The sequence below is a fragment of the Kitasatospora sp. NPDC043949 genome (assembly GCF_056435365.1).
In genome coordinates this window covers 88,380-113,006 of sequence record NZ_JBWKEQ010000011.1, presented here as the reverse complement: position 1 = coordinate 113,006, position 24,627 = coordinate 88,380, and the positions used below count along the sequence as shown (strand labels likewise).

Below are 24,627 nucleotides of genomic sequence, written 5' to 3'. Positions count from 1 at the left end.
ACTTCGTACGGGGGGCATTCTCCCCCGCCCCGGCCGCTGCTCCGGACCGCGCCCCCGCCGCCGGGCGCCCGCAGGGCCCCCACCCGCACGAACGCCGCGGCCCGCCCCACCGGTTCGGTGGAGCGGGCCGGAGCACACATCGTCAGGAGTGCCCGAGCTCCTCCGCCGGGGCGTCCGGCTCGACCGAGCCGGAGGTGCGGTCCGGGTGCAGCTGCATCGGCTCGACCACCAGCTCGTCCAGGATCAGCTCGGACGGCGCCGGCGGGGCCGGGATGACGGCCGCCTCGGAGTGCCCGCCGCACCCGTACGCGAAGGAGACGATCTGCCCGTCCGCCGGCCCGAACTCGTTGCCGCACACGCCGAAGGCCTGTCCGAGCGAGCCGCCGATCGGGATCAGGAAGCCGCAGCTGCCGCACGCGGCGGGCGCGGCCTGCGCCATCGGCGTCTGCGCGCCGTGCGCCTTCTCCCAGCGGTCGGCGGCCAGGTGCAGGCCGAGCCGGGAGAGCACCCGGCTGCGGCCCATGCCGAGCTCCTCGGCGACGGCGTTGATCCGGGCCCGGGCCGGGGCGGGCTGGATGCCCGGGTCGGTGACGACCACGTCCTCCTCGGCCGCGAGGGCGACCGCGGAGTTCGGGGCGGGCTCGTCCTCGCCGCTCCAGCCGGGTTCCAGGCGCGCGTCGTCGGCGCCGGTGGGCAGCAAATCACCCGGGCCCATGTCGCCGGGGCGCAGCCGCTCGCTCCACGGCACCCACTGGGGGGCGAGGACGGCGTCGGCACCGGGCAGCAGGACGACCTCGTCGAGGGTGACGTTCTTGGCGCGCGGGGCACGGGCGACGGTGACCGCCCAGTGCCAGCCACGGTAGGCGGCGTCCAGGCACTCGAAGGTGTGGGTGACGACGCGGTCGGCGTCCGCCTGGGCGCCGAGATGTGGTCCGACGGTCTCCGGGCCGACGGCCTCCTCGGCCGCCTTCCGGGCGAGTTCGACGGCCTCGGCACAGAGCCGATCGGGGGTACGGCTTCGCATCGCAGCACTCACGGCGTCGATTCTCTCCCAGTTCTTCTGTCGCCCACGGCGTGTTGCCTGTTCCGTCGCGGCTCGATAGTCCCTTGTCCATTCTGCGCGACCAGGGGCCGCCGCGGATACCGGCCGCGCCGCTCGTCCGGGCCTGCCGGCGCCCCGGCGCTCGGCGCGCGGCCCTTGGGCAGGCTACCCGCCGGTCGGCGCCCCGGCACAGTCCGGGGCGGTGGCGGCCGTTCCGGGGCCGCGCCGAGGGGGGTGGATTCCCGCGTCACTGCGGCGATTCTGGGGCAGGATGGGCATGTGGCGGACGAGGACCCGTCGCAGCACGCACTGCACGCCTCTCAGGCCGGCAGCCCCGACCAGGCGGACGCCGTGCCGCGACAGCAGTCTCCGGCCCCCGCTGCGGGCGAACCGCAGCCGGGGGGCGATTTCGAGTCGCCCGCCGCCCCCGTGAGCCTCGTCAAGACCGGCGCCGCGATCGCCACCCTGACCGACACCGGCCCAGACCCGGCCGTCCACGCCCGGCGGCTCGCCGCCCTGGACGGGGACCCTGGCGAAGAGGATCCCGAGCCTAGCCGCAACCTCCTGGTCCGGACCGCCTCCGCCGCCGGCGCCCGCACCGGCCGGGTGGTGCACGGCACCGGCCGCCGGATCCGCAAGGCCACCTCCGCGGAGGGCGCGGGCGAATCCGGCCTGGCGAAGCTGATCGAACTGCACGCGCTGAACTCCTTCGGCGACATGCTGATCACCGTCGCGCTGGCCTCGACCATCTTCTTCTCCGTGCCCACCGGCGAGGCCCGCGGCCGGGTGTCGCTGTACCTGCTGATCACGATGGCCCCGTTCGCCCTGCTGGCCCCGGTGATCGGCCCGCTGCTGGACCGGCTGCCGCACGGCCGCCGGGCGGCGATGGCGATGTCGATGCTGGCCCGGGCGGTGCTGGCCTGGACGATGGCCGGGGTGATCACCGGCGGCGGCCTGGCGCTGTACCCGGAGGCGCTGGGCGTGCTGGTGGCGTCCAAGGCGTACGGGGTGGTGCGCAGCGTGGTGGTGCCGCGGCTGCTGCCGAGTCGGCTGTCGCTGGTGAAGGCGAACTCCCGGGTCACCCTGGCCGGGCTGCTGGCCACCGGGGTGGCGGCCGGGGTGGGCGGCCTGCTGCACCTGATCGGGCCGGGCTGGCCGCTGCGCGGCGCGTTCCTGGTCTTCGTGATCGGCACTCTGATGGCCTTCCACCTGCCGCACGCGGTGGACTCCGCCAAGGGCGAGCAGCGCGCCCTCCTGCACTCCGAGATGCACGCCGAGGTGCACGGCGGTGTGCACGGCGGTGTGCACGGCGCGCGGGCGCCGGAGGACGCCCGGGCCCCGAAGGCCTCGCTGCGCACCGTCGGCCCGTCGGTGATCCTGGCGCTGCGGGCGATGTCGGCGCTGCGCTGGCTGGTCGGCTTCCTGGTGATGTTCCTGGCGTTCCTGCTCCGCGACGAGCCGATCGGGGGCCTGCGGCCGACGCTGGCGCTGGGCCTGGTGGCGCTGGCGGCGGGGACGGGCAACGCGCTGGGTTCGGTGCTGGGCTCCTGGCTGCGCACCCGGGGCTCGGAGGCGACGGTCACCGCGATGCTGCTGCTGGCGACCGGCGCGACGGCGGCGGCCGCGCTCTGGTACGGCGTGGTGACGGTGGTCCTGGTCGCCGGCGTGGCCGGGGTGGCGGCCTCGCTGGGCAAGCTGGCGCTGGACGCGCTGATCCAGCGGGACGTCCCGGAGGCGGTGCGGACCTCGGCGTTCGCGCGGTCGGAGACGCTGCTCCAGCTGTCCTGGGTGGCCGGCGGCGCGGTCGGCATCCTGCTGCCGCTGAACGGCGTGCTGGGTCTGTCGGTGGCCGCCGGGGTGGTGGGTCTGATGCTGCTGTGGACGGTCCGCACGCTGTTCCGGGTGGGCCTGCGGCGGCGCCCGACGGCGCCCAGGGTGGCCTGAACCGGCCACGGGCAACACGCGGTGGCCGACCCCCGCGTAGCGTGATCGGCGAAGCCCGGTAGATTCTGACGCATGAGCCTCAATACCCGTGCCATCGCCGCCCTCGGCGCCGTCGTCGTGGTCGGTGCTGCCACGGTCGGCACGTCCGTCGCCATCGCGAGCGGCCAGACCGAGCACAGCTCCCACCGCGCGACCCTCACGGTCGGCAACTCCTCGATCGTCGCGGACCCGCTGTGCTTCAACGGCGGCAGCCCGATCACGGAGGACCTGCAGCAGGAGTGCCAGCAGAAGGCCACCCAGGCCCTCGCGGAGGGCACCCTCCCGACCTCCGACGTCGTGGTGAGCGACCGGGTCGGCGTCGGCGTCTCCCCGAACGTGGCCGACAAGGGCTGGTGGGCCTTCAGCAACGGCGGCTCGCAGGGCCAGGGCGGGCGCTACAGCCTGTTCTCCTACGCCAAGGGCCCGACCTTCTCCGGCTCCCAGCCGGCGAGCCAGGTGCTGAACGCCTCCGGCAAGACCCTGGTCACCGTGGTCGAGGGCGACAAGAACTCGGACAACCCGGTCGCCGTCTGGTACTTCCAGCTGAACACCCAGGACAGCTGACGCTCCCGCGATGACCGCACACGCCGTCACGGACGAGCGCGACGAGCAGCCGGGCCCCGACCGGGCCCGGCTGCTCGTCGTCGTCGCGGTGCCCGCCGAGGCCGAGGCCGTCCTGCGCGGCCTGCCCGGCCCGGCCGCCGTGCTGCCGTTGCCCGGCGGTGCGCTGCACCGGGCCGCGGGCGCCCCGGTGGACGTCCTGGCGGGCGGGGTCGGCCCGGCCGCCGCCGCGGCCGCCGCCGCCGCCGCACTGGGGGCGCGGGCGGCCTCGGGGGGCCGCTACGGCCTGGTCGTCTCGGCCGGGATCGCCGGCGGGTTCGCCCCGCACGCCCCGGTCGGCACCACCGTGCTGGCCGACGCGATCGTCACCGCCGACCTCGGCGCCGAGACCCCCGAGGGCTTCGCCGACGTCACCGAACTGGGCTTCGGCACCGTCCGGCACACCCCTCCCCCGGCCGCCGTCGCACTGGCCGCCCGGGCCCTGGGCGCCGCCACCGGCCCGGTGCTGACCGTCTCCACTGTCACCGGCAGCGCCGAGCGGGCCGCCGCGCTGGCCGCCCGCCACCCGGGCGCCCTGGCCGAGGCGATGGAGGGCTTCGGCGTGGCCGAGGCCGCCGCCCGGTACGGCGTGCCGGTGCTCGAACTGCGGACCGTCTCCAACCCGGTCGGCCCGCGCGACCGGGCCGCCTGGCGGATCGGCGAGGCGCTGGCCGCCCTGGAGCGGGCCTTCGCCGCACTGCCCGTCCACGAACTGATCGAGGAGGCCGGCCGTGGCTGAACGGCTGAGCATCGCGTACTCGCCCTGCCCGAACGACACCTTCGTCTTCCACGCCTGGGCGCACGGCCTGGTGCCCGGGGCGGACGCCCCCGAGGTGACCTTCGCGGACATCGACGTCACCAACGGCCTGGCCGAGCGCGGCGAACTGGACGTCCTGAAGATCAGCTACGGCGCGCTGCCCTGGGTCCTGGACGAGTACACCCTGCTGCCCTGCGGCGGCGCGCTCGGGCGCGGCTGCGGCCCGCTGGTGCTCACCCGGCCGGGCACGGACGCCCCCGCGGACCTCACCGGGAAGACGGTGGCGGTGCCGTCCGAACGCTCCACCGCCTACCTGCTGTTCCGGCTCTGGGCCGCGAAGGCGGTGCCCGGCGGCTTCGGCGAGATCGTCGTCCTGCCGTTCCACGAGATCATGCCCGCCGTCCGGGACGGCCGGGTGGACGCCGGCCTGGTGATCCACGAGGCCCGGTTCACGTACCGGCAGTACGGCCTGCACAGCCTGGCCGACATGGGCGAGGCCTGGGAGCAGGAGACCGGCCTGCCGATCCCGCTCGGCGCGATCGTCGCCCGGCGCTCGCTCGGTGCCGAACGGCTGCGCGCGCTCGCCGACGCCGTCCGCGCCTCCGTCCGGCAGGCCTGGGCGGACCCGAGCGCCAGCCGAGAGTACGTGCTGGCGCACGCCCAGGAGATGGACCCGGCCGTCGCCGACCAGCACATCGCCCTGTACGTGAACGAGTTCACCGCGGACCTCGGCGAGGAGGGCTACGCGGCCGTCCGCGCGCTGCTCACCCGGGCCGCCGCGGAGGGGCTGGTGCCGCCGCTCGACCCGGGTGCGCTGGCGTTCTGATCCCCCCGGTCAGACGTCGAACTGGTCGGCCACCGCGCGCAGCAGGCCGGCCAGCTTCTGGCCGGTCGCCTTGGCCGGGTAGCGGCCGTGCTGGAGGCCCGGCAGCACCGCGTCCAGCGTGGTGATCAGGTCCTGGACGATCGGCGCCATGTCGTCGGCGCTCTTGCGCTGGGCGGCGGCCACCGACGGCAGTGCGTCCAGCAGCTGCACGGCCATCGCCTGGTCGCCGCGGTGGCCGGCGACCACGCCGAACTCGACCCGCTGGCCCGGCTTCAGCACGGTGACACCGGCGGGCAGCGCCTTGGTGTGGACGAAGACGTCGCCGCCGTCGTCGCGCGACAGGAAGCCGAAGCCCTTCGTCTCGTTGAACCACTTGACCTGGCCGGTGGGCATCTCGACAGTCCTCGAATGGGTGTGAGGGATCCCGGCCCTGGCCGGGGATCACTGGGTGGTGGGGAAGGCAGCCGACCTCGACTCGGCGCCCGCGGGCGCTCATGGTCAGCACGCTGTCAGGAGCAGACTAACGGTCCGTCACTGCCTCATCCGCGTTCCGCGAAAGATCCGCGTTCCAAGGCCCGTTGGGGGCGGTACGGGCGCGGCGGTCTCGCGATCACGGGCGACCCGGTACTGGCACGGCCGGGGCGCGGCTCAGCACGGTCCATCGGCTCACACCCCCGGGTCTGAGGAAACGGGGCGCACCTGTCGCACCCCTCGGCACCCCCTGCATACCCCCGCCCAGCAGGGATCAAAACGTTCAGCTTCCGAGAAACTGCGCAACGTGACCGGGTCGCTCCGGTGGCGGGGGCCGGCGGCCGCTCTGCCAGACTGGACCGACCGCCCGACCAGCCCCGAGGAGCGAGCAGACGTGAGCAGCCAGAGCGCCGACCCCGGCGACGTGTACGTCAAGGCCGGAACGATCGTCTTCGGTCTGGGCGCGCTCGCCACCCTGGTCACCTTCGTCCCGCTGTTCCTGCACCTGACGCCGCTGCCGACGGCCGCGTACTGGCTGAGCATGCTGATGCCGGCGGGCTTCCTGGCCGCGCTGACCGGGCTGCTCCTGAACGCGCGGGCCCAGCGGCGCCGGGTGGAGTCCGCGGGCGCGTCCTAGGACCCGGTCCCGGGGCGTGCCCCGGGGCCGGGGCTCAGTCGGCCAGGTGGGCGTCGAGCCAGGCCGGGAAGCCGGTGAGGTCCGCCAGCACCACGTCCGCCCCGGCCGCGCGCAGTTCGTCCGCGCTGTACGGGCCGGTGGCCACGCACACCGCGACGGCGTCCGCGTGCCGGGCGCCCCGGATGTCGCCGAGGTGGTCGCCGACGTAGACGCTCGCGCCGTGCTCGCGCAGCGCCTCGCCCTTGGTCTCCGCCCAGAGGTCGCCGACCAGCGCGTCCGCGTGCAGCCCGGCGTGCTCCAGGTGGAGGCGGGCGTTCGGCTCGTACTTGCCGGTGATCACCGCGACCCGGCCGCCGTGGTCGCGGACCGCCTCGACGGCGGCGTGCGCGCCGGGGAGGGCGACGGTCGGGGCGAAGGCGAGGTCGCGGTAGAGCTCGCGGTAGCGGGTGACGGCGCGCTCCACCTCGTCCTCCGGGAACCAGTTGCGGATCTCGTCCAGCAGCGGCGGGCCGAGCCGGGTGACCACCAGGTCGGCGTCGATGCGGGCGCCGGTCTCGGCCGCGAGCGCCAGGTAGGTGGCGTGGATCCCCGGCCGGGTGTCCAGCAGCGTCATGTCGAGGTCGAAGCCGACGGTGAGCGGGGCGGTGCGGGTCTCGGGCATGCCGCCAGGCTATCCAACGGGCGGTTCGGGGGGACGAGGCAATTTGCCCCGGCTTCCGACGGGAACTTAGGTTTACCTGAGTTGTCTGCGGAGAGGGCCCATGACCGACACCACCGCGCCACCCGGCGCGCGACGGACAGCGCGCCGCCGAATACTGTGGCTCGCCGCCGCGCTGGCCGTCCTGGCCGCCGCGGTGCTGCTGAGCCTGGCGGTCGGCAGCCGCACCATCCCCTTCGGCGACACCCTCGACGCCCTGCTGCACGGCGGCGACACGGCCAACGCCGTCGTCGTCCGCGAGCTGCGGGTGCCGCGCACCGTCGTCGGACTGGCCGTCGGCGCGGCGCTCGGCCTCGCCGGGGCCGTCATGCAGGGCCTCACCCGCAACCCGATCGCCGACCCCGGCATCCTCGGCGTCTCCCAGGGCGCGGCGGCCGGCGTGGTCCTCGCCATCTCCGGCTTCGGCGTCTCCACCCTCACCGGCTACGTCTGGTTCGGCTTCGCGGGCGCCGTGATCGCCACCGTGCTCGTGTACGGCCTGGCCGGGCGCGGCCGGGGCGGGGCCACGCCGATCAAGCTGGCGCTGGCCGGCTCGGCGATGTCCGCGTTCATCGCCTCGCTCAACACCATGGTGCTGACGACCGACGCGGCCACCATGGACCAGTTCCGCTTCTGGCACGTCGGCTCGCTCTCCGGGCGGACCTCGGACGTGGCCTGGCAGCTGCTGCCGTTCCTCGCCGTCGGCACGGTGCTGGTGGTCGCGGTGGCCCGCGGCCTGGACGCGCTCGCGCTCGGCGAGGACACCGCCAAGGGCCTCGGCGCCAAGACCGGCCTGGTCCGGGCGGTCGGCGCGCTCGGCGCGACGGTGCTGACCGGCTCGGCCGTCGCGGCCGCCGGGCCGATCGCCTTCGTCGGCCTCGCCGTCCCGCACGCGGCGCGGGCCGTCGCCGGCGCGGACCACCGCTGGGTGCTCGCCTTCTCCGCCGTCCTCGGCCCGGCCCTGCTGCTGCTCGCCGACACCCTGGGGCGGGTCCTCTTCCCGCCGTCGGAGGTCCCGGCGGGCGTGATGACGGCGCTCGTCGGCGTCCCGGTCCTGGTCGCGCTGGTGCGCCGCCGGAAGGTGGTCGCGTCATGAGCGCGCAGGGCGTGCGAACCGTCGGGCGCGGCGCCGTCTCCCCGCGCGGGTACGCCGTGCTGCGGGCCGGGCGGGCGTCCGTGCTGCTGCACCGCCGGTCGGCGGTGGTGGCGCTGGGCCTGCTGGTCGCGCTGGCCGGGACGGTCGTCGCCTCGCTCTGCCTGGGCGAGTCGGCCGTGTCCCCGGTCGAGGTGGTGAAGGTGGTGCTCGGGCAGCCGAGCCCACACGAGCTGGTGGTCGGCGAGTTCCGGCTGCCCCGGGTGGTCGTGGGCCTGCTGGTCGGCACCGCTCTGGGGCTGGCCGGGGCACTGATCCAGACCGTCGCCCGCAATCCGCTGGCCAGCCCCGACGTGGTGGGCGTGACCTGGGGCGCGACCGCCACCGTCGTCGGGCTGATGGCGTACGGCGTGGTCGGCTCGACCGGTCAGGCCCCGTACGCGGCGGTGGCGGGCGGGCTGGTGGCCGGGCTGCTGGTGTACGCGCTGGCGTGGCGGCGCGGCCTGCACGCGCAGCGCTTCGTGCTGATCGGGATCGGGATCAGCGTGGCCCTGTCCTCGCTGACCTCCGTGTTCCTCACCAAGGGCGACGGCTTCCAGGCGCAGGCCGCGAAGGTCTGGATGACGGGCAGCCTGAACGGCGCCGGCTACGACCAGGCCGGCTGGCTGGCCTGGGTGCTGCTCGCCGCCGTGCCCGTCGTCCTGTGGGCGGCGCGGGCGCAGCGCTCGATCTCCTTCGACGACGCGACGGCCGTCGGTCTGGGCCTGCGGCTGGACCGGATCCGCCTCGGCATGGCGCTGCTGGGCATCGTGCTGGCCTCGTGCGCGGCGGGCGCCGCCGGGCCGGTGGACTTCGTGGCGCTGATGGCCCCGCAGATCGCGCTGCGGCTGGTCCGGTCCGCGCAGGTCCCGCTGTTCTGCTCGGCACTGACGGGCGCGCTGGTGGTCGTGCTGGCCGATCTGATCGCCCGGCGGCTGATGGCGCCGACCGAGCTGCCGGTGGGCGTGGTGACCGGCATGGTCGGCGCGCCGTACTTGATGTGGCTGCTGATTCGTTCCCGTCGTGGAGGTTCCTGATGTCCGCTCACCGTCTGGAGGCCCGGGGCCTCACCCTGGCCTACGAGGCGCGCACGGTCGTCGAGGGCCTGGACGTCGGCATCCCGGACGGGCGGGTGACGGTGATCGTCGGCCCGAACGCCTGCGGCAAGTCGACGCTGCTGCGGGCCCTGGGGCGCCTGCTGAAGCCGGTCCGGGGCGCGGTGCTGCTGGACGGCGAGGAGCTGGCGCGGATCCCGACGAAGCGGATCGCCCAGCGGCTGGGCCTGCTGCCGCAGTCGCCGACGGCGCCGGAGGGCATCTCGGTGGCGGACCTGGTCTCGCGGGGCCGCCAGCCGCACCAGAGCTGGTGGCAGCAGTGGTCGCCGGAGGACGAGGCGGCGGTGACGGAGGCGCTGGAGCGGACGTCCACGGCGGAGCTGGCCGAGCGCAGCATGGACGAGCTGTCCGGCGGCCAGCGGCAGCGGGCGTGGATCGCGATGGCGCTGGCGCAGGGCACGGACATCCTGCTGCTGGACGAGCCGACCACCTACCTGGACATCGCGCACCAGGTGGAGGTGCTGGACCTGGTCCGCCGGCTGAACGTCGAGCGCGGCCGGACGGTGGTGGCGGTGCTGCACGACCTCAACCAGGCGGCCCGGTACGCGGACCACCTGGTGGCGATGCGGGACGGCCGGGTGGTGGCGCAGGGCGCGCCGACCGAGGTGGTGACGGCCGAGCTGGTGCGGGAGGTGTTCGGGCTGGAGTCGGTGGTGGTGCCGGACCCGGTGACGGGCACGCCGTTGGTCGTTCCGGGGGCCCCGTGGGCGGCGGCCGTGGACGCCTGACGGCAATTCCACACCAAACCGGACATAATCGGCGCGCCCCCGAAGCCTCACTCCCGAGGACCGCCGATGCACCGGATCGCCCGCCGTTCGTTCCTCGCCGGTCTCGGCGGGGCCGCGCTCGCGGCCTGCACGACCCGGCGGTCGGCGCCGCCGACCGCCGACGGCCTGGGCGCGTCCGCCTCGCCCACCCCGGTGCCGCCGGTCACGGTGGACGCGGCCACCGGGCCGGTGCTGGTGCCGGGCGAGCCGCTGCGGGTGGTCGTCCTCGACACGGACGTGCTGGACTCCGCGCTGACCCTCGGCATCACCCCGGTGGGCGCCGCGCTGCCGGCCGCCGACATCCGGTTCCCCGCCTACTGGCCGGCCTCCCGGGTCGCCGGGATCCACCGGGTCGGCCTGGCCGGCGCCCCGGACCTGGTCGCGATCCGGGCGCTGCGGCCTGACCTGATCCTCTCCAACCAGGCGCGCGACGGCGACCGCTACGACCAGTTGCGGGAGATCGCGCCGACCGTGCTCACCCAGACCACCGGCGCGCCGTGGAAGGCCGACTTCCAGGTGCACGCCCAGGCGTTGAGCCGGGAGGCCGCGGCGGCGGCCTTCGTCTCCTCGTACCAGCGGCACGCCAACCAGGTGGTGCAGGCCCTGTCGGCGGCGAAGGCGTCCGGCCGGAAGGTGAGCCTGGTGCGGTTCGTGGAGGGCGGCGGGATCCGGCTGTTCGGGAAGCAGAGCTTCCCCGGGATCGTGCTGTCGGACGCCCAGGTGGGGCGGCCGGACGCGCAGAACGTCGACCAGTCCGACGTCGAGATCCCGCTGGACCAGATCGCGAAGGCGGACGGCGACCTGCTGCTGTACGCCACCTCCGGCGATCCGGCCCTGGCCGGCACCGACGCCGCGCTGGAGAGTCCGGGTTGGCAGGCGCTGGGGGCGGTCAAGGCGCACCGGGCGTTCCCGGTGGACGACCAGCTGTGGTTCCAGGGGATCGGGTACACCGGCGCCAACTTCGTGCTGGCCGAGCTGCAGCGCTTCCTGGGCGCGTGACCCGCCGCGCGGCGTCGGAGAGTCCGTACCGGCCAGGCCAGGGCGTGGCGCGAGGATCCGCCGGACGGTCGGCCCCGCCCCCGTACGCCGGGGTTCCGGCGCTGGTCGGGGCGGCTGCGCCCTGCCATAAGCTGGCACGGTGAGTAGCGAACCGGCCCCGCCCGAGGACACCGCCGTCGAGCTGATGCGCGCGATGACGCGGCTGCGGGCGCGGCTGCGCACCGAGGCCCCGATCGACGACCTGCCGTGGAACTGGTCGCACCTGACCACCCTGCACCGCGTCGTGCAGGAGGGCCCGGCGACCGTGACCGAACTCGCCCAGGCCGAGCACGTGCGCCGCCAGTCCATGGCGGAGACCGTGGCCGCGCTGCGGGCCGGCGGCCTGGTCAGCGCCGCCAAGGACCCGAACGACGGGCGCAAGTCCCTCTTCAGCGCGACCCCGGCCGGAGCCGACCTGTGCGAGCGGATCCCGGCGGCGCGGGAGGCGTGGCTGGCCGAGGTGATCGGATCCACCCTCCGGGCCGGCGAGCGCAAGACGCTCGACCGGGCGGCGGAGATCATGAACCGCCTGGCGGACAGCTAGGGCCCGTCCTTCGCGCCGGCTCGGTTGCTTCTAGCGGACCCGGTAGATCTGGCCGGTCTGCGCGCCCTCGATCGAGCGGACGTACGCCGTCGCCACGCGGGTCGCGGGTACCGCCTCCATGCCGGGGAAGAAGGGCCCGTAGGCGGGCAGGGACTCCTCGACCACGGTCGGGCTCACCGCGTTGATCCGCTGGGGCGGGAGTTCGATCGCGGCGGCTCGTACGAACGCCTCGACGGCACCGTTCGCCGCGGATGCGGCCGCCCCGGCCACGATCGGCTCCTCGGTGAGGATCCCGCTGATCAGAGTGAACGAGCCGGTCCTGGCTACGTGTGAGGCGCCCTGGCGGACCAGCTCCAACTGGCTCAGCGCCTTGCCGCGGAACGTCGCCGCGACATCGCCGGCGGTCAGCTCGCCGAGCGGCTTGAACACGGCGGCGCCCGCCGCGACCGCGACCGCGTCCAGCGGGCCTGCCTGCGCGTACAGCCTGGCCACCGCTTCCGGGTCGGTGACATCGGCCACCAGGTCCCCGCCCGTGCGGCCCGCGCCGATCACCTCATGACCGCGCTCCGCGAGCGCCCGGCGCACCGCGCTGCCCAGCGTTCCACTCGCACCGACCAGAAGAATCCTCATGACCCACACCGTCCATCACGTCTCGGGACCGAACCCCGGGAACCGCCCCGGGTACCTGTGACGCTACGGATCACGCCCCGTCCCCGGAAATGCCGTTTGGGCAGGGACTATGCTCCACAGGCATGGACGATGTGGAACTGCGTCACCTCAGGGCCCTGGACGCGCTGGCCGAGGCGGGCACCGTCACCGCCGCCGCGGCCCGGCTACACATGACGCAGCCCGCCCTCTCCCGCACGCTTGCCCAGATGGAGACCCGCGTCGGCGTCCGGCTCGTCGACCGCTCCTCCCGGCACCTGGCCCTCACCCAGGCCGGCACCACCCTCCTCGAACACGCCCGGGCGATCCTCGCCCACCTGGATGCGGCCCTCGCGGACGCCCGGACGATCTCCCGCCCCCTACGGCTGGGCTACACCTGCGCGGTGCTCGGACAGCAGACCGTCCCGCTGCTCCGGTCGTGGCGCCGCACACACCCGCACGCCCCGCTCGAGGTGGTCCGACGGGACAACAGCACCGCGGGCCTCGCCACCGGGGACACCGACGTGGCGGTGCTCCGCACCGTCCCCGCCGATCCGCGTATCCGCACCGAGGCCCTCTACACGGAGGGCCAGGTCGCGGCCCTGTCCGACGACCACCCCCTTGCGGACCGGGACGGGGTGCTGCTGGCCGAACTCACCGTCGGCCAGGACCTCCCGCTGGCCCTGTGGCCGGGTGTCGGTACCGCCTCACCGGACCTGTGGCCCCCGGAGCAGTGCCCGGTCGGGACGGTCGAGGTGGGCAACGTGGACGAGTGGCTGAACCTCATCGCCACCGGCGGTGCGTTCGGCCTCGGCGCGGCAGGTACCGCGGAGAGCCACAGCCATCCGGGCGTCCGCTTCCTCCCGGTCTCGGACGCCCCTGGCGCCACCGTCTACCTCGCCCACCCCGCTCACCCCACCCATCCCCGGACGGCGGACTTCCTCACGGCGGTCCGGGAAGTGGTGAGCGGCTAGCGCCAGACCCCGTCGCACGTCTCCGCCGCGCCTCACCGGCTCCCGGGCACGCTCAGGGCGGCCAGGTCCGCGATGGCGACGATCCAGGCCTGGCGCGGGAAGACCTTCTCCATGAGCACCCGGTGCACCTCCGGGTCGGGGTCGGCGGTGGCGTCGGCCAGGACGAACAGGCGGTAGTCCTCGTCGGCCGCCTGCCGGAGGGTGGTCAGCACCACCCCGCTGGTGGAGAGCCCGGCGAGGACCAGGGTGTCCACGTCCCGCCCGCGCAGTTCGGCGCGCAGATCGGTGTCACCGGCGAAGACGCCGAAGCGCGTCTTGCGCACGGTCACGTCGTCCTCGCGGATCTCCAGGGACTCGTGCACGGCCGTCGCGGGGTGGCCGTCGGCGAGGTGGCCGGCCTCGGCGACCCGGGCGAAGGCCTTGTTGCGGGCGGGGACGGCGGCGAGGTCCGCCTCGGCGAACGCGACGCGGACGAAGACGACGTGCGTGCCGTGGGCGCGGGCCCAGGCCAGTGCCTCGCCCGCGCGGGCCAGCAGACCCTCCGGGTCGGGGACGGCGCCGAGGGCGGCGGGCTGGAAGTCCATCAACAGCAGCGCGGTGCGCGCGGGGTCGATCGCGGGCGCGGTCTCGGTCACGGTGGTCATGGTGGTCATGTCGTGGATCGGCTCTCTGCGGGTTGAGGTGGGCCCGGGCCGGGTGGGTCCGGGCCGGTTCGCCTGCGGCGGCTAGGACTCGGCGAGTCGGCGGTCGCAGACGGTCAGGACGAGGAGGAGGGCGGAGATCGCGACCAGCACCCAGGCGATGGAGTGCAGGCCGGCGTCGCCCACCCGGTCGTGGAAGGCGGCGCCGGTGATCGCCGCCGAGGCGATGGAACCGAGGTAGCCGAAGGTGCGCAGCAGTCCGGAGGCGGTGCCGACCGTCGCGGCGGGGGCCTCCTGGTAGAGGACGGTCTGGTTGGCGACCGTCCCGGCGCCGGAGGTCAGCCCGAACACCGCGCTGACGGCGACGACCGCCGCCATCGGGGTGCCGACGCCCACGAACAGCACGGCCACCGCGCCGAGCAGCAGCAGCACCGCGCAGGCGATCAACGGCAGCCGCACGCCCGTCCGTCGTGCCACCGCCCGGGCGGTCACGGCGCTCAGGACGCCCATCGGCATCAGCGCCAGGCCGGCCTGGTAGGCGGACAGCCCGCGGGCCGCCTCCAGCCACTGGGTGAGCCCGTAGAGGATCACGTACGTGCCCATCAGCGTCAGGCCGTTGCGCACGTAGGTGCGGGTCAGGGCCCCGTTGGAGGCGAGCAGCCGGACGTCGAGGAACGGGTGGGCGGCGCGCAGTTCCCAGCCGACCAGCACGGCGGCGAGGACGAGGGCGGCGGCGAGCGCGGGCCAGTCCGGGCGCGGCAGGGCGGCGAGGAAGACCATCAGGGCGGTGAGCGAGCCGCCGAAGCCCAGCATGCCGGGCAGGTCGAGGCGGGAGGCGAGGGCGCGGGGTGAACCGAGGCGCACCGGGTCGGGGTCCGGCGCGATCCCGACCACGGCCAGGACCAGGGCGACGGCGGCGACCGGAATGTTGATCCAGAAGGCGGTCTGCCAGCCGAACCAGCCCACCAGCAGTCCGCCGAGGGCGGGGCCGACGGCGACGGTGGCGGCGCCGGTGATCGCCAGGCCACCGAGCACCCCGCGCGGCGGGGCCTGGTAACCGGCCTGTTCGGCGCGGCGGCGGATCAGCAGCATCGCGGCCGGGTAGCCGGCCGAGGTGCCCGCGCCGATCAGCACCCGGGCCGCGATCAGGGCGGCCATCGAGTGGGCCAGCGTGCCGACGATCCCGGCCGCGAACACCAGCACGATGCCGGCGACGAAGATCCGCCGGGGCCCGAACTCCTCGGCGAGCCGCCCGGCGGCGGGCTGGGCCAGCGCGCTGGTGAGGTACAGGCAGGAGATCAGGATCGCGGTGTCCCCGACGGGGAGGTGCAGGGCCGCCGCGATGGCCACCAGCGCGGTCGCGATGATCGAGCTGTTGACCGGGTTGAGCGAGGCCCCCAGGTACAGCGGGGCCACGAAGCGCGGGCCGAAGGGGTTGCCGGTGGGCGTCGCGGTCGTGGCCGTCTGCTGCGGGGTGTGGGTGTCACCGGGGAGAGGCATGTCGGCCCCCTTCCTCCGGAACCTCTGCGACGGAGCTGGCCTGCTGGGGAGGTCCCGGTAGAGATAGGCAGGCTGCCTGCTTAATATTAGCAGTCTGCCTGCCTACTCTGAACCGGTTGCCGCAGCCGGGGCGGCCACCGCAGGCCCCGGGCCGGCGCTCCTGGCCGGGGCCCGCGGCGTCGCTCCTGGTCAGGGCACCGGCCGTCGCGTTTCTTCAAAACCCGGCGGCCCGACCGGCGCAGGATCGGGGCATGAACGATCACCCGACCCGGGACACCCACCCGCTGCACCCCCTGCTGGCGCGCGCCGCCGCGGCCGCCGCCCGGGTCGCCGACGGCGTCCCGGCGGACCACCCGCTGGACGGCCCGACACCCTGCACGGACTTCGACGCCCGTGCGCTCGTCAACCACTGGGTGCTCTACACCTCGCACGGCCTGGAGCACCGGGCCCGCCGCACCGAACTGCCCGAGGAACTGGTCGACCGCGACTTCACCGCCGACCCCGGCTGGCCCGCCGCCTACGCGGCCCGGCTGGACCGCGCCGTCGCGACCTGGGCCGACCCGGCCGTCTGGGAGGGGCACGTCGACCTCGGCGGATCCTCGGCACCGGCGGAGGGCATCGCCCGGATGCTGATCGCGGAGCTCGTCCCGCACGGCTGGGACGTCGCCCGGACGACCGGCGGTCCGATCGGGATCGACGAGGAGCTCGCGCAGCTGGTGCTGGCGGTCGTCGAGGAGAACGCCGAGCTGTACCGCCGGTACGGCGGCTTCGCCGCCCCGGTGGCGGTGCCGGACGGCGCTCCGACGCTGGACCGCGCGCTGGCCGCCTCCGGGCGCGATCCGCGCTGGAACGGCTGAGCGCCTGGCTGCCCAAGCGCCCAAGCGCCCAAGCGCCCGACCGCCCGACCACCTGACCGCCTGGCTGCCCGAGCGCTCAGCCGGCCGCGCTCAGTCCGCCGCCCGCAGGGACGCACGGAGCCGGGCGTGCAGCAGGCGCACGGCCGGCGAGTGCTGGTCGGGTCGGGCGACCAGGCCGAGGCGGGCCCGGACCGGTGCGTCGACGACGGGGATGGAGGCATGACGACGACGAAGACTGCACGTGGGATTTCCGAGACCTACTTCGCGGCCTGGCAGGCGGGCGACTTCGAGACGCTGCGGGGGCTGCTGGCGGAGGACGTCGACTTCGTGGGCCCGCTGGCCACGGTGTCGGGGGTGGAGGAGGCCCTGGCCGGACTGAAGGGGCTCGGGCAGGTGCTGGAGAAGATCGAGGTGCACGCCCGGGTCGCCGAGGGGGACGACGTGATCACCTGGTTCGACCTGCACACGAGCATCGCGCCACCGGCGCCGACGGCGAACTGGAGCCACGTGGAGAACGGGAGGATCACCCGGATCCGGGTGACCTTCGACCCGCGGGGGCTGCTGGCGGGCTTCGCGCGCTGAGCGGAGGTCGCACCGGCCGCCGGGCTGAGCGATCCGGGCCCGACAGGGCGGGCGATCCGGGCCCGGCGGGGCGATGCCCTACTCGTCGTCGCCGTCCTGGATCTCCTCGGGCGGCGGCGCGAGGATGATCGGCCAGTCGTCCTCGGAGGCGAGGAGGTCTTCGAGCGGGGTGCCGGGGCCGGCGGTGAAGACGGCCAGCCCCTCGTCGAACCAGGCGGGCAGCACCGGATCGACGGTCGTCCCGGCGCGCAGGACCAGGTGGGCGCGCGGGTCGACGGTCGAGCGGTCGGGGAAGTCGGCGGGGTCGACGCCCACCTGCTCCAGCGCCACCGGGTAGACGGCCACCGAGATCGCCAGCCGGTCCCCCTCCAGGGAGGGCTCGAACCAACCGTCCGTCTGCACCAGGTAGAACACCCCGTCGCCCTCGTAGCAGTACGAGCCGAGCCGGTCCAGGGCGCGCTCACCGGGGGTGCCGTCGGGGTCGACGACCAGGACCGCGGCGGGCGCGTCCGGTTCGTCGGGATTCGGGCCGGGCCGTACGTACAGGCGGGCCATCGGGCACCTCCGGGTCGTGGCGGGTCGGGCGGGGCTCAGCGGGTCGGGCGGGGCTCAGCGGGTCGGGCCCAAGCTACCGTCGCGCCAGGCGACCGCGAACCGCCCAGGCCACCGCACCGAGGGCGAAGCCGTAGACCGCCACCAGGCCGTGTCCGTTGTCCTGGGCGAGCCACATGGCGAGGCCCAGCACCGGGACGCCGACCGCCAGGGCGCGCTCCTTGGGGAGGCGGGTGCGGGTGAGGAAGGCGAGGGCCAGGGTGGCGCCGAGGAAGTAGGTGGCGCCGGAGCTCCCGGCGAAGTTGCGGGGGTCGGTGCTGGGGCCGTCGCCGAAGCCGAGCAGGCCGTCGATCCGGCCGGGCAGCAGGATGCCCGCGAGGAAGAACGCGAGGGTGAGCGGGCCGCCCCAGTACCACTGGGCGAGCACGGCGACGGCGGCGAGGGTGGCGAGGTTCCACAGTCCGCCGCCGAGGCCGCCGTTCTGCATGAACACCGAGGTGAACTCGCGCCACCAGCCGGACTTGGCGGGGTCGGCGTCGAGCGCGTCCATGGCACCGGACCAGAGCAGCTGGAGCAGCACGCCACCGACGGCGAGCGCGGTCAGGGCGACCGCCGCCCACGGGATCGGCCGCCCCCGCAGCGTGTCCCGGCCGACCACGCCGAGCCCGCAGTTGACCATCATGACCATCAGCGCGGCCGTGGTCACGTTGAACAGGATCGCCCCCATGACTGCCCCTCCCCCATCACATTCCAACGCCGTTCGAAAACCGGGCAGGGCAAAGCTAGCACAGTTTTCGAACAGTGTTGGAAAGCGTTGTACGGTGGAGCCATGAAGCTCACCAAGGAGCGCATCGTCGATGCGGGCATGGCCGTCTTCGCGGAGGTCGGCTACCACAACCTGTCCATGCGCCAGGTCGCCGACCGCCTCGACGCCCACGCCGGCAGCCTCTACTACCACGTGCGCGGCAAGGACGAGTTGCTCACCCTGATGGCCGACCGCGTCTGCCGACAGGCCTACGACACCGGCACCGCGGCCCTCGCCGCCCTCCCCCCCGACGCCACCTGGCGGGACCGGGTCGAGGCCCAGGCCGCCACCCTGCGCCGCAGCATCCAGCAACACCCCGGTGGCGCACTGCTCCTCGCCGAGAGCCCCGGCGTCCTCAGCTCCGGCGGCCTCTCCCTGATGGAACGCCTGCTGCGCACCCTCCTCGACGCCGGCCTGCCCACCGTCCACTGCGGCATCGCCGCCGACATCCTGCTCAGCCACGTCACCGGCTTCGTCCTCCAGGAACAGAACCAGCCACCGGCCCCACCACCCGTCAGCGCCGAGCTCTACGCCGACCTGTGCGCGGAGTTTCCGCTGATCATGGGCGAGTTGATCCCCCGAATCGGCCAGGACGAGAAGTTCACCCAGAGCATCCGACTGCTCTGCACCGGCTTCGCCGCCCTCGTCCCGGGCGTCAGCCCTGCTGCGGCGGACGACGGCGCAGGCTCAACAGCAGCAGCACCACCGCCGACAGCACCGCCGACAGGCGCAGCACGCCCGGGGCCGCCGACCAGCTGATCTGACTGAACTGCGCACCGGCCTGCACGCCCGCGCCGCCCTGGGCGCCCGGCTTGGCCTGCATGGCGTGCAGGGTGGCCGCGCTCATCGTGATCAGCGGGATCCCGAGGATGACGAACTTGCGCATCAGATCGGAGAGTTGGCGGGACAGGTAGCCGAGGGCCCAGCCGACCAGCATGGCCGGGAAGAAGCTCATGGCGGCGCCGCCGATCAGCAGCCCGCAGGAGAGCAGGACCAGCAGGGACGGCCGACGGGCCCCGACGCCCGCGCCCGCACTCGCGCCCGCACCGGCAGTTGCGCCCGCACCGGCACCGGCCTGGCCGGCGGGGGCGGTCGGCTGCGCCTTCGCCTTCCCCGCGGCGGTCGCCCTCCCCTTGGCCTTGCGCTGCTTCTTCCCCTTCGCCGAGGCCGCCGCAGCCGCCCCAGCCACAGCCCCCGCCGGATCGGCGGCCTGCGCACCCGCCGCTCCCGCCCCGTCCCCGGCACGCTGCTCGGGGATCGGCTTCGGCGGAGCCTGCGGCGCGTCCGAGAAGTTGAGCAGCACCAGATCCCAGCCGTTCGCGCCGGAGCTGTACACCTGGGGCGGCGGGATGGAGCCCGGATCGTCCTCGGGCCCGTCGAAACGCGGCTTGTCCAGCTGGACGGGCGGCGCCCCGGCCCCCGGGGTGCGCGGCGTCCGGGGCGGGTCCAGCGGCACCGACGGGGTCCCGCCGCCCGGCGCCGCCGTGTCGTACACGCTGTCCCCGTCGGAGGCACCGGACGGACCGGACGGACCGGAGGCGCCGGATGCACCCGAACCGCCCTCGTCGCCGGCAGCACCGGACCCGGCAGACCCGCCGGAGGCCCCCGCCCCGCCCCCCGAACGGCCGCTCCACGGCCCGCTCCTGCGCCACCACTCGCCGTCCGTCATCACCGACACCCCGCCTCGCGCCCGAACCCCGGCCCACCGAACCACCCTCGGCCGTGACGCTACCCACCCCGCCCCCGCCCGCGCGAGTCCTGAGGACCGGTCCACCACGGGCCGCCGCACGGACACCCCGCCGTCCGCCCGCCCGACTAACCTAGGTCGAATGACCACACAGCAGGGCCCTCAACGCCAGGGCAGGTCCGCCGCCGGCCCCCGCACCCTCGCCGAGGAGTTGCGCGCCCGCCCCGACGACGCGCTCGCCGCCCTGCTCCGCTCCCGCCCCGACCTGCTCAACCCCGTCCCCGGCGACCTCACCCAGCTGTCCGCCCGGCTCTCCTCCCGCGCCTCGGCGCTGCGCGCCCTGGAGCGCCTGGACCGCTTCACCCTGCAAGTCGCCGAGGCCCTGGCCACCGCCCCGGACGGCACCGGCCTGGCCACCGTCCGCACCCTGCTGACCGGCCCGGCCAAGGTCAAGCCGCACCCCGGCGCGACCCCGCTGACGCCCGCCGACCGGTCCGCCGTCGCCGCCGCCCTCCCCCGGGCGATCGCCACCCTGCGCGACCGGGCGCTGCTCTGGGGCCCGGACAACGGCCTGCGGCTGGTCCTCGCCGTCCGCGAGGCACTCGCCCCGACGGCCGCCAACCCCGGCCGCACCGGCCTCGGCCCGACCCTCTCCGACGCGACCGTCGGCATGTCCCCGGCCCGGCTGCAACAGCTGCTCGCCTCCGCCGGGCAGCCCGCCACCCCGGACCCGGTCACCGCCGTCGACGCGCTCACCTCCCTGCTGAACGACCGCGCCCGCTGCGCGGCGCTGCTCGACACCGCCCCCGAGGCGGCGCTGCGGCTGCTGGAACGGCTGGTCTGGGGGCCGCCGACCGGCACCGTCCCGGACGCCACCCGCCCGGTCACCGCCGAGGACGCGCAGAGCCCCGTCGAGTGGCTGCTCGCCCGCGGGCTGCTGCTGCCCAGCGGGCCGGGCAGCGTCGTCCTGCCGCGCGAACTGGCCCTGCACCTGCGCGGCGGCCGCACCCACCGCGCCGTCGAGCCGGTCCAGCCCGAGCCCGCCCCGGCCGCCGCCCCGCGCGATCCACAGGCTGTGGACGGCGCGGCGGCCGGCCAGGCCCACACCGCCGTCAAGACCGTCGAGGAACTCCTCGACACCTGGGGCCTCACCCCGCCGCCCACGCTGCGCGCCGGCGGCCTCGGCGTCCGCGACCTCAAGCGCACCGCGCAGGCCCTGGAGACCACCGAGCAGCAGTCCGCCTTCTGGCTCGAACTCGCCTACGCCGCCGGACTGCTGGCCCCCGACGGCGAGGCCGACGAACGCTGGGCCCCGACCCCGGCCTACGACGGCTGGCTCCAGCGGGACACCGCCGAACGCTGGTCCGTCCTCGCCGCCGCCTGGCTCGCCGCCACCCGCGTCCCCGCCCTCACCGGCACCCCGGACGGCAAGGGCAAGCCGCGCGCCGCCCTCGGGCCCGAACTCGACCGCACCCTCGCCCCGTCCGTCCGCCGCGCCACCCTCGCGCTGCTCGCCGAGCTCCCGCCCGGCACCCCCGCCACCGCCGCCGAACTCCTGCCCACCCTGCGCTGGCAGCGCCCGCTGCGCGGCGGCCCGACCGGCCCGGACGGCCACGAGCTGCGCGACGACCTCACCGCCTGGACCCTCGCCGAGGCCGAACTCCTCGGCGTCACCGGCCGCGGCGCCCTCGCCGCCCCCGCCCGCGCCCTGCTCACCGCCGAATCCGACCCGGCCGAGGTGCTCGCCCCGCTGCTGCCGCAGCCGCTCGACCACGTGATCCTGCAACCGGACCTCACCGCGATCGCCCCCGGCCCGCTGCTCACCCCGCTCGCCCAGGCCCTCGCGCTGTGCGCCGACATCGAGTCCAAGGGCGGCGCCACCGTCTACCGCTTCACCCCGGTGTCCGTCCGCCGCGCCCTCGACGCCGGACGCACCGCCGCCGACCTGCGGGCCTTCCTGGAGCAGCACTCCCGGACGCCCGTCCCGCAGCCGCTCGCCTACCTGATCGACGACGTCGCCCGCCGGCACGGCGTCCTGCGGGTCGGCGCCGCCTCCTCCTACCTGCGCTGCGACGACCCGTCCCTGCTGAACGAGGTCCTCGCCGACCGCCGCTCCGCCGACCTGCGGCTGCGGCTGCTCGCCCCCACCGTCCTCGCCGCCCAGGCCGCCCCGGACGCCCTGCTCGCCGCCCTGCGCGCGATGGGCTACGCCCCGGCCGCCGAGTCCGCCGAGGGCGACGTCCTGATCACCCGCCAGGACAGCCACCGCACCCCGCCCCGCACCGCCCCCGCACCCGTCCCGGACGGCCCGCCGACCCCGGACGACACCCTGCTCGCCGCCGCCATCAAGGCCATCCGGGCCGGCGACCGCGCCGCCACCGTCAACCGCCGGGACTCCACCCCCGACCCGCGCCAGCTGCCCCGCACCGCCGCCGCCGAGACCCTCGCGGCCCTGCAGACCGCCGTCCTGCTCGGCGAACGGATGTGGATCGGCTACCTCAACGCCGAGGGCATCGCCAGCCAGCGGATCATCGACCCGGTCAAGGTCGAAGGCGGCTTCGTCACCGCCTTCGACCACCACGCCGACGAGCTCCGCACCTTCGCCCTGCACCGCATCACCGGCGTCGCGGAGCTCGACGAGTAACCCCGGCGGCAGGGCCGGGCTCAGTGCCCCTGCGACTCCTTCATCTTCTCCTTGACGGCCTTGTCCGCCAGGCTGCCGATCTCCCCCTGCCCGACCGGCAGCGAGCCGCCGCCGACCTGGTCGGCGATCAGGAATCCGGGCGCGGCGAGCAGCCCGCCGGGCCCCTCCCCGATCCCCGCGAGGGCGTGCGCGGAGCCGGCGGACGAGGCGGTGGCCGCGAAGGCCGTGCCCATCAGGGCGAGAGCGGTGAGAACGCGCTTCGACTTCTTCATGACCGGCTCAACGAGCGATGCGCACCGTGGTCACCCGGCGCCGTCGCCCGGAGCGCGGGCTCGGTCGCCCGTACGAACGGAAGGAGCCCGTTCCCGTTCGGAAGGAGCCCGACCACGTTCGCCGCGGAATGCGCGACACTGGAGGGTCTGCGTCAATCCAGCCTGTCAGCCAGTGGAGGGCTTCCCCGCGTGAACGACGGACCGCTCATCGTCCAGAGCGACAAAACTCTTCTCCTGGAGATCGATCACCCCAAGGCCGCCGAGTGCCGCCGCGTCATCGCGCCGTTCGCCGAGTTGGAGCGCGCCCCCGAGCACGTGCACACGTACCGGGTGACTCCGCTCGGGCTGTGGAACGCGCGGGCGGCGGGGCACGACGCCGAGCAGGTGGTCGACGCCCTGGTGACGTACTCGCGCTACCCGGTGCCGCACGCGCTGCTGGTGGACGTGGCGGACACCATGGGCCGCTACGGGCGGCTCCAGCTGCTCAAGCACCCGACGCACGGGCTGGTGCTCGCCACCACCGACCGGCCGGTGCTGGAGGAGGTGCTGCGCTCCAAGAAGATCGCGCCGCTGGTCGGCGCCCGGGTCGACCCGGACACGGTGGTGGTGCACCCCTCCGAGCGCGGCCAGATCAAGCAGGTGCTGCTCAAGCTCGGCTGGCCGGCCGAGGACTTCGCCGGGTACGTGGACGGCGAGGCGCACCCGATCGAGCTGGACGAGGACGGCTGGCGGCTGCGCCCGTACCAGGCGCAGGCCGTCGAGGGCTTCTGGCACGGCGGCTCGGGCGTCGTGGTGCTGCCCTGCGGCGCCGGCAAGACGCTGGTCGGCGCGGCCGCGATGGCGCACGCCAAGTCGACGACGCTGATCCTGGTCACCAACACCGTCTCGGCCCGCCAGTGGAAGCACGAGCTGGTCAAGCGCACCTCGCTCACCGAGGAGGAGATCGGCGAGTACAGCGGGACGCGCAAGGAGATCCGCCCGGTCACCATCGCCACCTACCAGGTGATGACCACCAAGCGGAAGGGCGCCTACGCGCACCTGGAGCTGTTCGACGCCCGCAACTGGGGCCTGGTGGTCTACGACGAGGTGCACCTGCTGCCGGCGCCGGTGTTCAAGTTCACCGCCGACCTCCAGGCCCGCCGCCGCCTGGGCCTGACCGCGACGCTGGTGCGCGAGGACGGCCGCGAGGGCGACGTGTTCAGCCTGATCGGGCCCAAGCGCTTCGACGCGCCGTGGAAGGAGATCGAGGCACAGGGCTACATCGCGCCCGCCGACTGCTGCGAGGTGCGGGTCACCCTGACCGACTCGGAGCGCCTGGCGTACGCCACCGCCGAGCCCGAGGAGCGCTACCGCTTCTGCGCCACCACGGCGACCAAGCGGCGGGTGGTGGAGGCGCTGGTGAAGAAGCACGAGAAGGACCAGACGCTGGTCATCGGCCAGTACATCGACCAGCTGGACGAGCTCGGCGAGGTGCTGGACGCGCCCGTGATCAAGGGCGAGACCAGCAACGCCCAGCGCGAGAAGCTCTTCGAGGCGTTCCGCAACAAGGAGATCGGCGTCCTGGTGGTCTCCAAGGTCGCGAACTTCTCGATCGACCTGCCCGAGGCCACCGTGGCCATCCAGGTCTCCGGGACGTTCGGCTCCCGCCAGGAGGAGGCCCAGCGCCTGGGCCGCGTCCTGCGTCCGAAGGCGGACGGCCACTCGGCGCACTTCTACTCGGTGGTCGCCCGGGACACCGTGGACCAGGACTTCGCCGCCCACCGGCAGCGCTTCCTGGCCGAGCAGGGCTACGCGTACCGCATCATCGACGCGGACGACGTGCTGTAGGACGTGCGGTAGGACACGCCCCGGTACCGGAC

General features: G+C 74.9%; 26 protein-coding genes. 16 read left to right on the top strand and 10 right to left on the bottom strand.

Annotated features, from left to right (window positions below; genetic code table 11):
- Positions 1–142: 142 nt before the first annotated feature.
- Positions 143–1,024, bottom strand: coding sequence for a DUF3027 domain-containing protein (locus AC07AL_RS12080; RefSeq protein WP_363585068.1), 882 nt, complete (start codon positions 1,022–1,024; stop codon positions 143–145).
- 582 nt (positions 1,025–1,606) lie between these two features.
- Between AC07AL_RS12080 and AC07AL_RS12075 the strand changes: the two genes are divergently transcribed.
- The 4 genes from AC07AL_RS12075 (at position 1,607) to AC07AL_RS12060 (ending at position 5,208) form a co-directional block, all read left to right on the top strand.
- Positions 1,607–2,986 carry an MFS transporter gene (locus tag AC07AL_RS12075; RefSeq protein WP_478317393.1) on the top strand — a complete coding sequence of 460 codons (1,380 nt, stop codon included), beginning with the start codon at positions 1,607–1,609 and terminating at the stop codon, positions 2,984–2,986.
- 72 nt (positions 2,987–3,058) lie between these two features.
- On the top strand, positions 3,059–3,589 hold the full coding sequence (locus tag AC07AL_RS12070) for a hypothetical protein (RefSeq protein WP_363584940.1): 531 nt from the start codon (positions 3,059–3,061) through the stop codon (positions 3,587–3,589).
- 10 nt (positions 3,590–3,599) lie between these two features.
- Positions 3,600–4,364 (top strand): futalosine hydrolase, encoded by a 765-nt coding sequence (locus AC07AL_RS12065; protein ID WP_363584938.1) that lies wholly within the window; start codon positions 3,600–3,602, stop codon positions 4,362–4,364.
- The gene (locus tag AC07AL_RS12060; RefSeq protein ID WP_363584936.1) at positions 4,357–5,208 is read left to right on the top strand and encodes a 1,4-dihydroxy-6-naphtoate synthase; all 852 of its coding nucleotides are present in this window, start codon (positions 4,357–4,359) and stop codon (positions 5,206–5,208) included. Before AC07AL_RS12065 ends, AC07AL_RS12060 begins: the two co-directional genes overlap by 8 nt.
- Positions 5,209–5,217: 9 nt before the next feature.
- Here AC07AL_RS12060 and AC07AL_RS12055 read toward each other — a convergent pair whose 3' ends face one another.
- Positions 5,218–5,601 (bottom strand): cold-shock protein, encoded by a 384-nt coding sequence (locus tag AC07AL_RS12055; protein WP_063348207.1) that lies wholly within the window; start codon positions 5,599–5,601, stop codon positions 5,218–5,220.
- Positions 5,602–6,073: 472 nt separating this feature from the next.
- Between AC07AL_RS12055 and AC07AL_RS12050 the strand changes: the two genes are divergently transcribed.
- Entirely contained in the window at positions 6,074–6,316 is a 243-nt protein-coding gene (locus AC07AL_RS12050; RefSeq protein ID WP_363584932.1) for a hypothetical protein, read from the top strand.
- A 34-nt stretch (positions 6,317–6,350) separates the two neighbouring features.
- On the opposite strand, the gene AC07AL_RS12045 is transcribed toward AC07AL_RS12050, so the two are convergent.
- Entirely contained in the window at positions 6,351–6,977 is a 627-nt protein-coding gene (locus AC07AL_RS12045; RefSeq protein WP_363584930.1) for an HAD family hydrolase, read from the bottom strand.
- A gap of 100 nt (positions 6,978–7,077) precedes the next feature.
- Between AC07AL_RS12045 and AC07AL_RS12040 the strand changes: the two genes are divergently transcribed.
- The 5 genes from AC07AL_RS12040 to AC07AL_RS12020 all read left to right on the top strand — a co-directional run bounded on the left by AC07AL_RS12040 (position 7,078) and on the right by AC07AL_RS12020 (position 11,609).
- Positions 7,078–8,109 (top strand): FecCD family ABC transporter permease, encoded by a 1,032-nt coding sequence (locus AC07AL_RS12040; RefSeq protein WP_363377332.1) that lies wholly within the window; start codon positions 7,078–7,080, stop codon positions 8,107–8,109.
- Positions 8,106–9,182, top strand: coding sequence for a FecCD family ABC transporter permease (locus AC07AL_RS12035; protein WP_363584926.1), 1,077 nt, complete (start codon positions 8,106–8,108; stop codon positions 9,180–9,182). The genes AC07AL_RS12040 and AC07AL_RS12035 overlap by 4 nt, the downstream gene beginning before the upstream one ends.
- The gene (locus tag AC07AL_RS12030; protein WP_063348212.1) at positions 9,182–9,988 is read left to right on the top strand and encodes an ABC transporter ATP-binding protein; all 807 of its coding nucleotides are present in this window, start codon (positions 9,182–9,184) and stop codon (positions 9,986–9,988) included. Before AC07AL_RS12035 ends, AC07AL_RS12030 begins: the two co-directional genes overlap by 1 nt.
- A gap of 66 nt (positions 9,989–10,054) precedes the next feature.
- Complete coding sequence (locus tag AC07AL_RS12025; RefSeq protein WP_478317377.1) at positions 10,055–11,026, top strand: ABC transporter substrate-binding protein; 972 nt, start codon at positions 10,055–10,057, stop codon at positions 11,024–11,026.
- A gap of 139 nt (positions 11,027–11,165) precedes the next feature.
- Complete coding sequence (locus AC07AL_RS12020; RefSeq protein ID WP_363584920.1) at positions 11,166–11,609, top strand: MarR family winged helix-turn-helix transcriptional regulator; 444 nt, start codon at positions 11,166–11,168, stop codon at positions 11,607–11,609.
- Between the two features lie 30 nt (positions 11,610–11,639).
- On the opposite strand, the gene AC07AL_RS12015 is transcribed toward AC07AL_RS12020, so the two are convergent.
- On the bottom strand, positions 11,640–12,239 hold the full coding sequence (locus AC07AL_RS12015) for a short chain dehydrogenase (RefSeq protein ID WP_478317376.1): 600 nt from the start codon (positions 12,237–12,239) through the stop codon (positions 11,640–11,642).
- Between the two features lie 122 nt (positions 12,240–12,361).
- Here AC07AL_RS12015 and AC07AL_RS12010 point away from each other — a divergent pair, with 122 nt between their 5' ends.
- Complete coding sequence (locus tag AC07AL_RS12010) at positions 12,362–13,228, top strand: LysR family transcriptional regulator (RefSeq protein WP_363584916.1); 867 nt, start codon at positions 12,362–12,364, stop codon at positions 13,226–13,228.
- Between the two features lie 32 nt (positions 13,229–13,260).
- Here the strand turns inward: AC07AL_RS12010 and AC07AL_RS12005 are convergent, their stop codons facing one another.
- Complete coding sequence (locus tag AC07AL_RS12005) at positions 13,261–13,881, bottom strand: cysteine hydrolase family protein (protein ID WP_363632253.1); 621 nt, start codon at positions 13,879–13,881, stop codon at positions 13,261–13,263.
- 72 nt (positions 13,882–13,953) lie between these two features.
- On the bottom strand, positions 13,954–15,369 hold the full coding sequence (locus AC07AL_RS12000) for an MFS transporter (protein ID WP_478317375.1): 1,416 nt from the start codon (positions 15,367–15,369) through the stop codon (positions 13,954–13,956).
- A gap of 251 nt (positions 15,370–15,620) precedes the next feature.
- Here AC07AL_RS12000 and AC07AL_RS11995 point away from each other — a divergent pair, with 251 nt between their 5' ends.
- Both AC07AL_RS11995 and AC07AL_RS11990 read left to right on the top strand, forming a co-directional pair.
- A complete protein-coding gene (locus AC07AL_RS11995; protein WP_478317374.1) occupies positions 15,621–16,226 on the top strand; it encodes a TIGR03086 family metal-binding protein in 606 nt (201 codons plus the stop codon).
- A gap of 219 nt (positions 16,227–16,445) precedes the next feature.
- The gene (locus AC07AL_RS11990; protein WP_363584908.1) at positions 16,446–16,808 is read left to right on the top strand and encodes a nuclear transport factor 2 family protein; all 363 of its coding nucleotides are present in this window, start codon (positions 16,446–16,448) and stop codon (positions 16,806–16,808) included.
- 78 nt (positions 16,809–16,886) lie between these two features.
- Here the strand turns inward: AC07AL_RS11990 and AC07AL_RS11985 are convergent, their stop codons facing one another.
- Both AC07AL_RS11985 and AC07AL_RS11980 read right to left on the bottom strand, forming a co-directional pair.
- Positions 16,887–17,363 carry a hypothetical protein gene (locus tag AC07AL_RS11985; protein WP_363584906.1) on the bottom strand — a complete coding sequence of 159 codons (477 nt, stop codon included), beginning with the start codon at positions 17,361–17,363 and terminating at the stop codon, positions 16,887–16,889.
- Positions 17,364–17,436: 73 nt separating this feature from the next.
- The gene (locus AC07AL_RS11980; RefSeq protein ID WP_478317373.1) at positions 17,437–18,087 is read right to left on the bottom strand and encodes a hypothetical protein; all 651 of its coding nucleotides are present in this window, start codon (positions 18,085–18,087) and stop codon (positions 17,437–17,439) included.
- 102 nt (positions 18,088–18,189) lie between these two features.
- Here AC07AL_RS11980 and AC07AL_RS11975 point away from each other — a divergent pair, with 102 nt between their 5' ends.
- A complete protein-coding gene (locus tag AC07AL_RS11975) occupies positions 18,190–18,924 on the top strand; it encodes a TetR/AcrR family transcriptional regulator (RefSeq protein WP_363584902.1) in 735 nt (244 codons plus the stop codon).
- Here AC07AL_RS11975 and AC07AL_RS11970 read toward each other — a convergent pair.
- A complete protein-coding gene (locus AC07AL_RS11970; RefSeq protein ID WP_363584900.1) occupies positions 18,821–19,660 on the bottom strand; it encodes a hypothetical protein in 840 nt (279 codons plus the stop codon). The genes AC07AL_RS11975 and AC07AL_RS11970 overlap by 104 nt on opposite strands.
- Positions 19,661–19,994: 334 nt before the next feature.
- On the opposite strand from AC07AL_RS11970, the gene AC07AL_RS11965 reads away from it, so the two are divergent.
- On the top strand, positions 19,995–22,496 hold the full coding sequence (locus AC07AL_RS11965) for a helicase-associated domain-containing protein (RefSeq protein WP_400988834.1): 2,502 nt from the start codon (positions 19,995–19,997) through the stop codon (positions 22,494–22,496).
- Positions 22,497–22,516: 20 nt separating this feature from the next.
- Here the strand turns inward: AC07AL_RS11965 and AC07AL_RS11960 are convergent, their stop codons facing one another.
- Positions 22,517–22,768, bottom strand: a complete 252-nt coding sequence (locus tag AC07AL_RS11960) for a hypothetical protein (protein WP_280678786.1) — start codon at positions 22,766–22,768, stop codon at positions 22,517–22,519.
- A 189-nt stretch (positions 22,769–22,957) separates the two neighbouring features.
- Here AC07AL_RS11960 and AC07AL_RS11955 point away from each other — a divergent pair, with 189 nt between their 5' ends.
- Positions 22,958–24,595: a DNA repair helicase XPB gene (locus tag AC07AL_RS11955; protein WP_063348223.1), complete on the top strand. Its 1,638-nt coding sequence runs from the start codon at positions 22,958–22,960 to the stop codon at positions 24,593–24,595.
- The last annotated feature ends 32 nt before the right edge of the window (positions 24,596–24,627 follow it).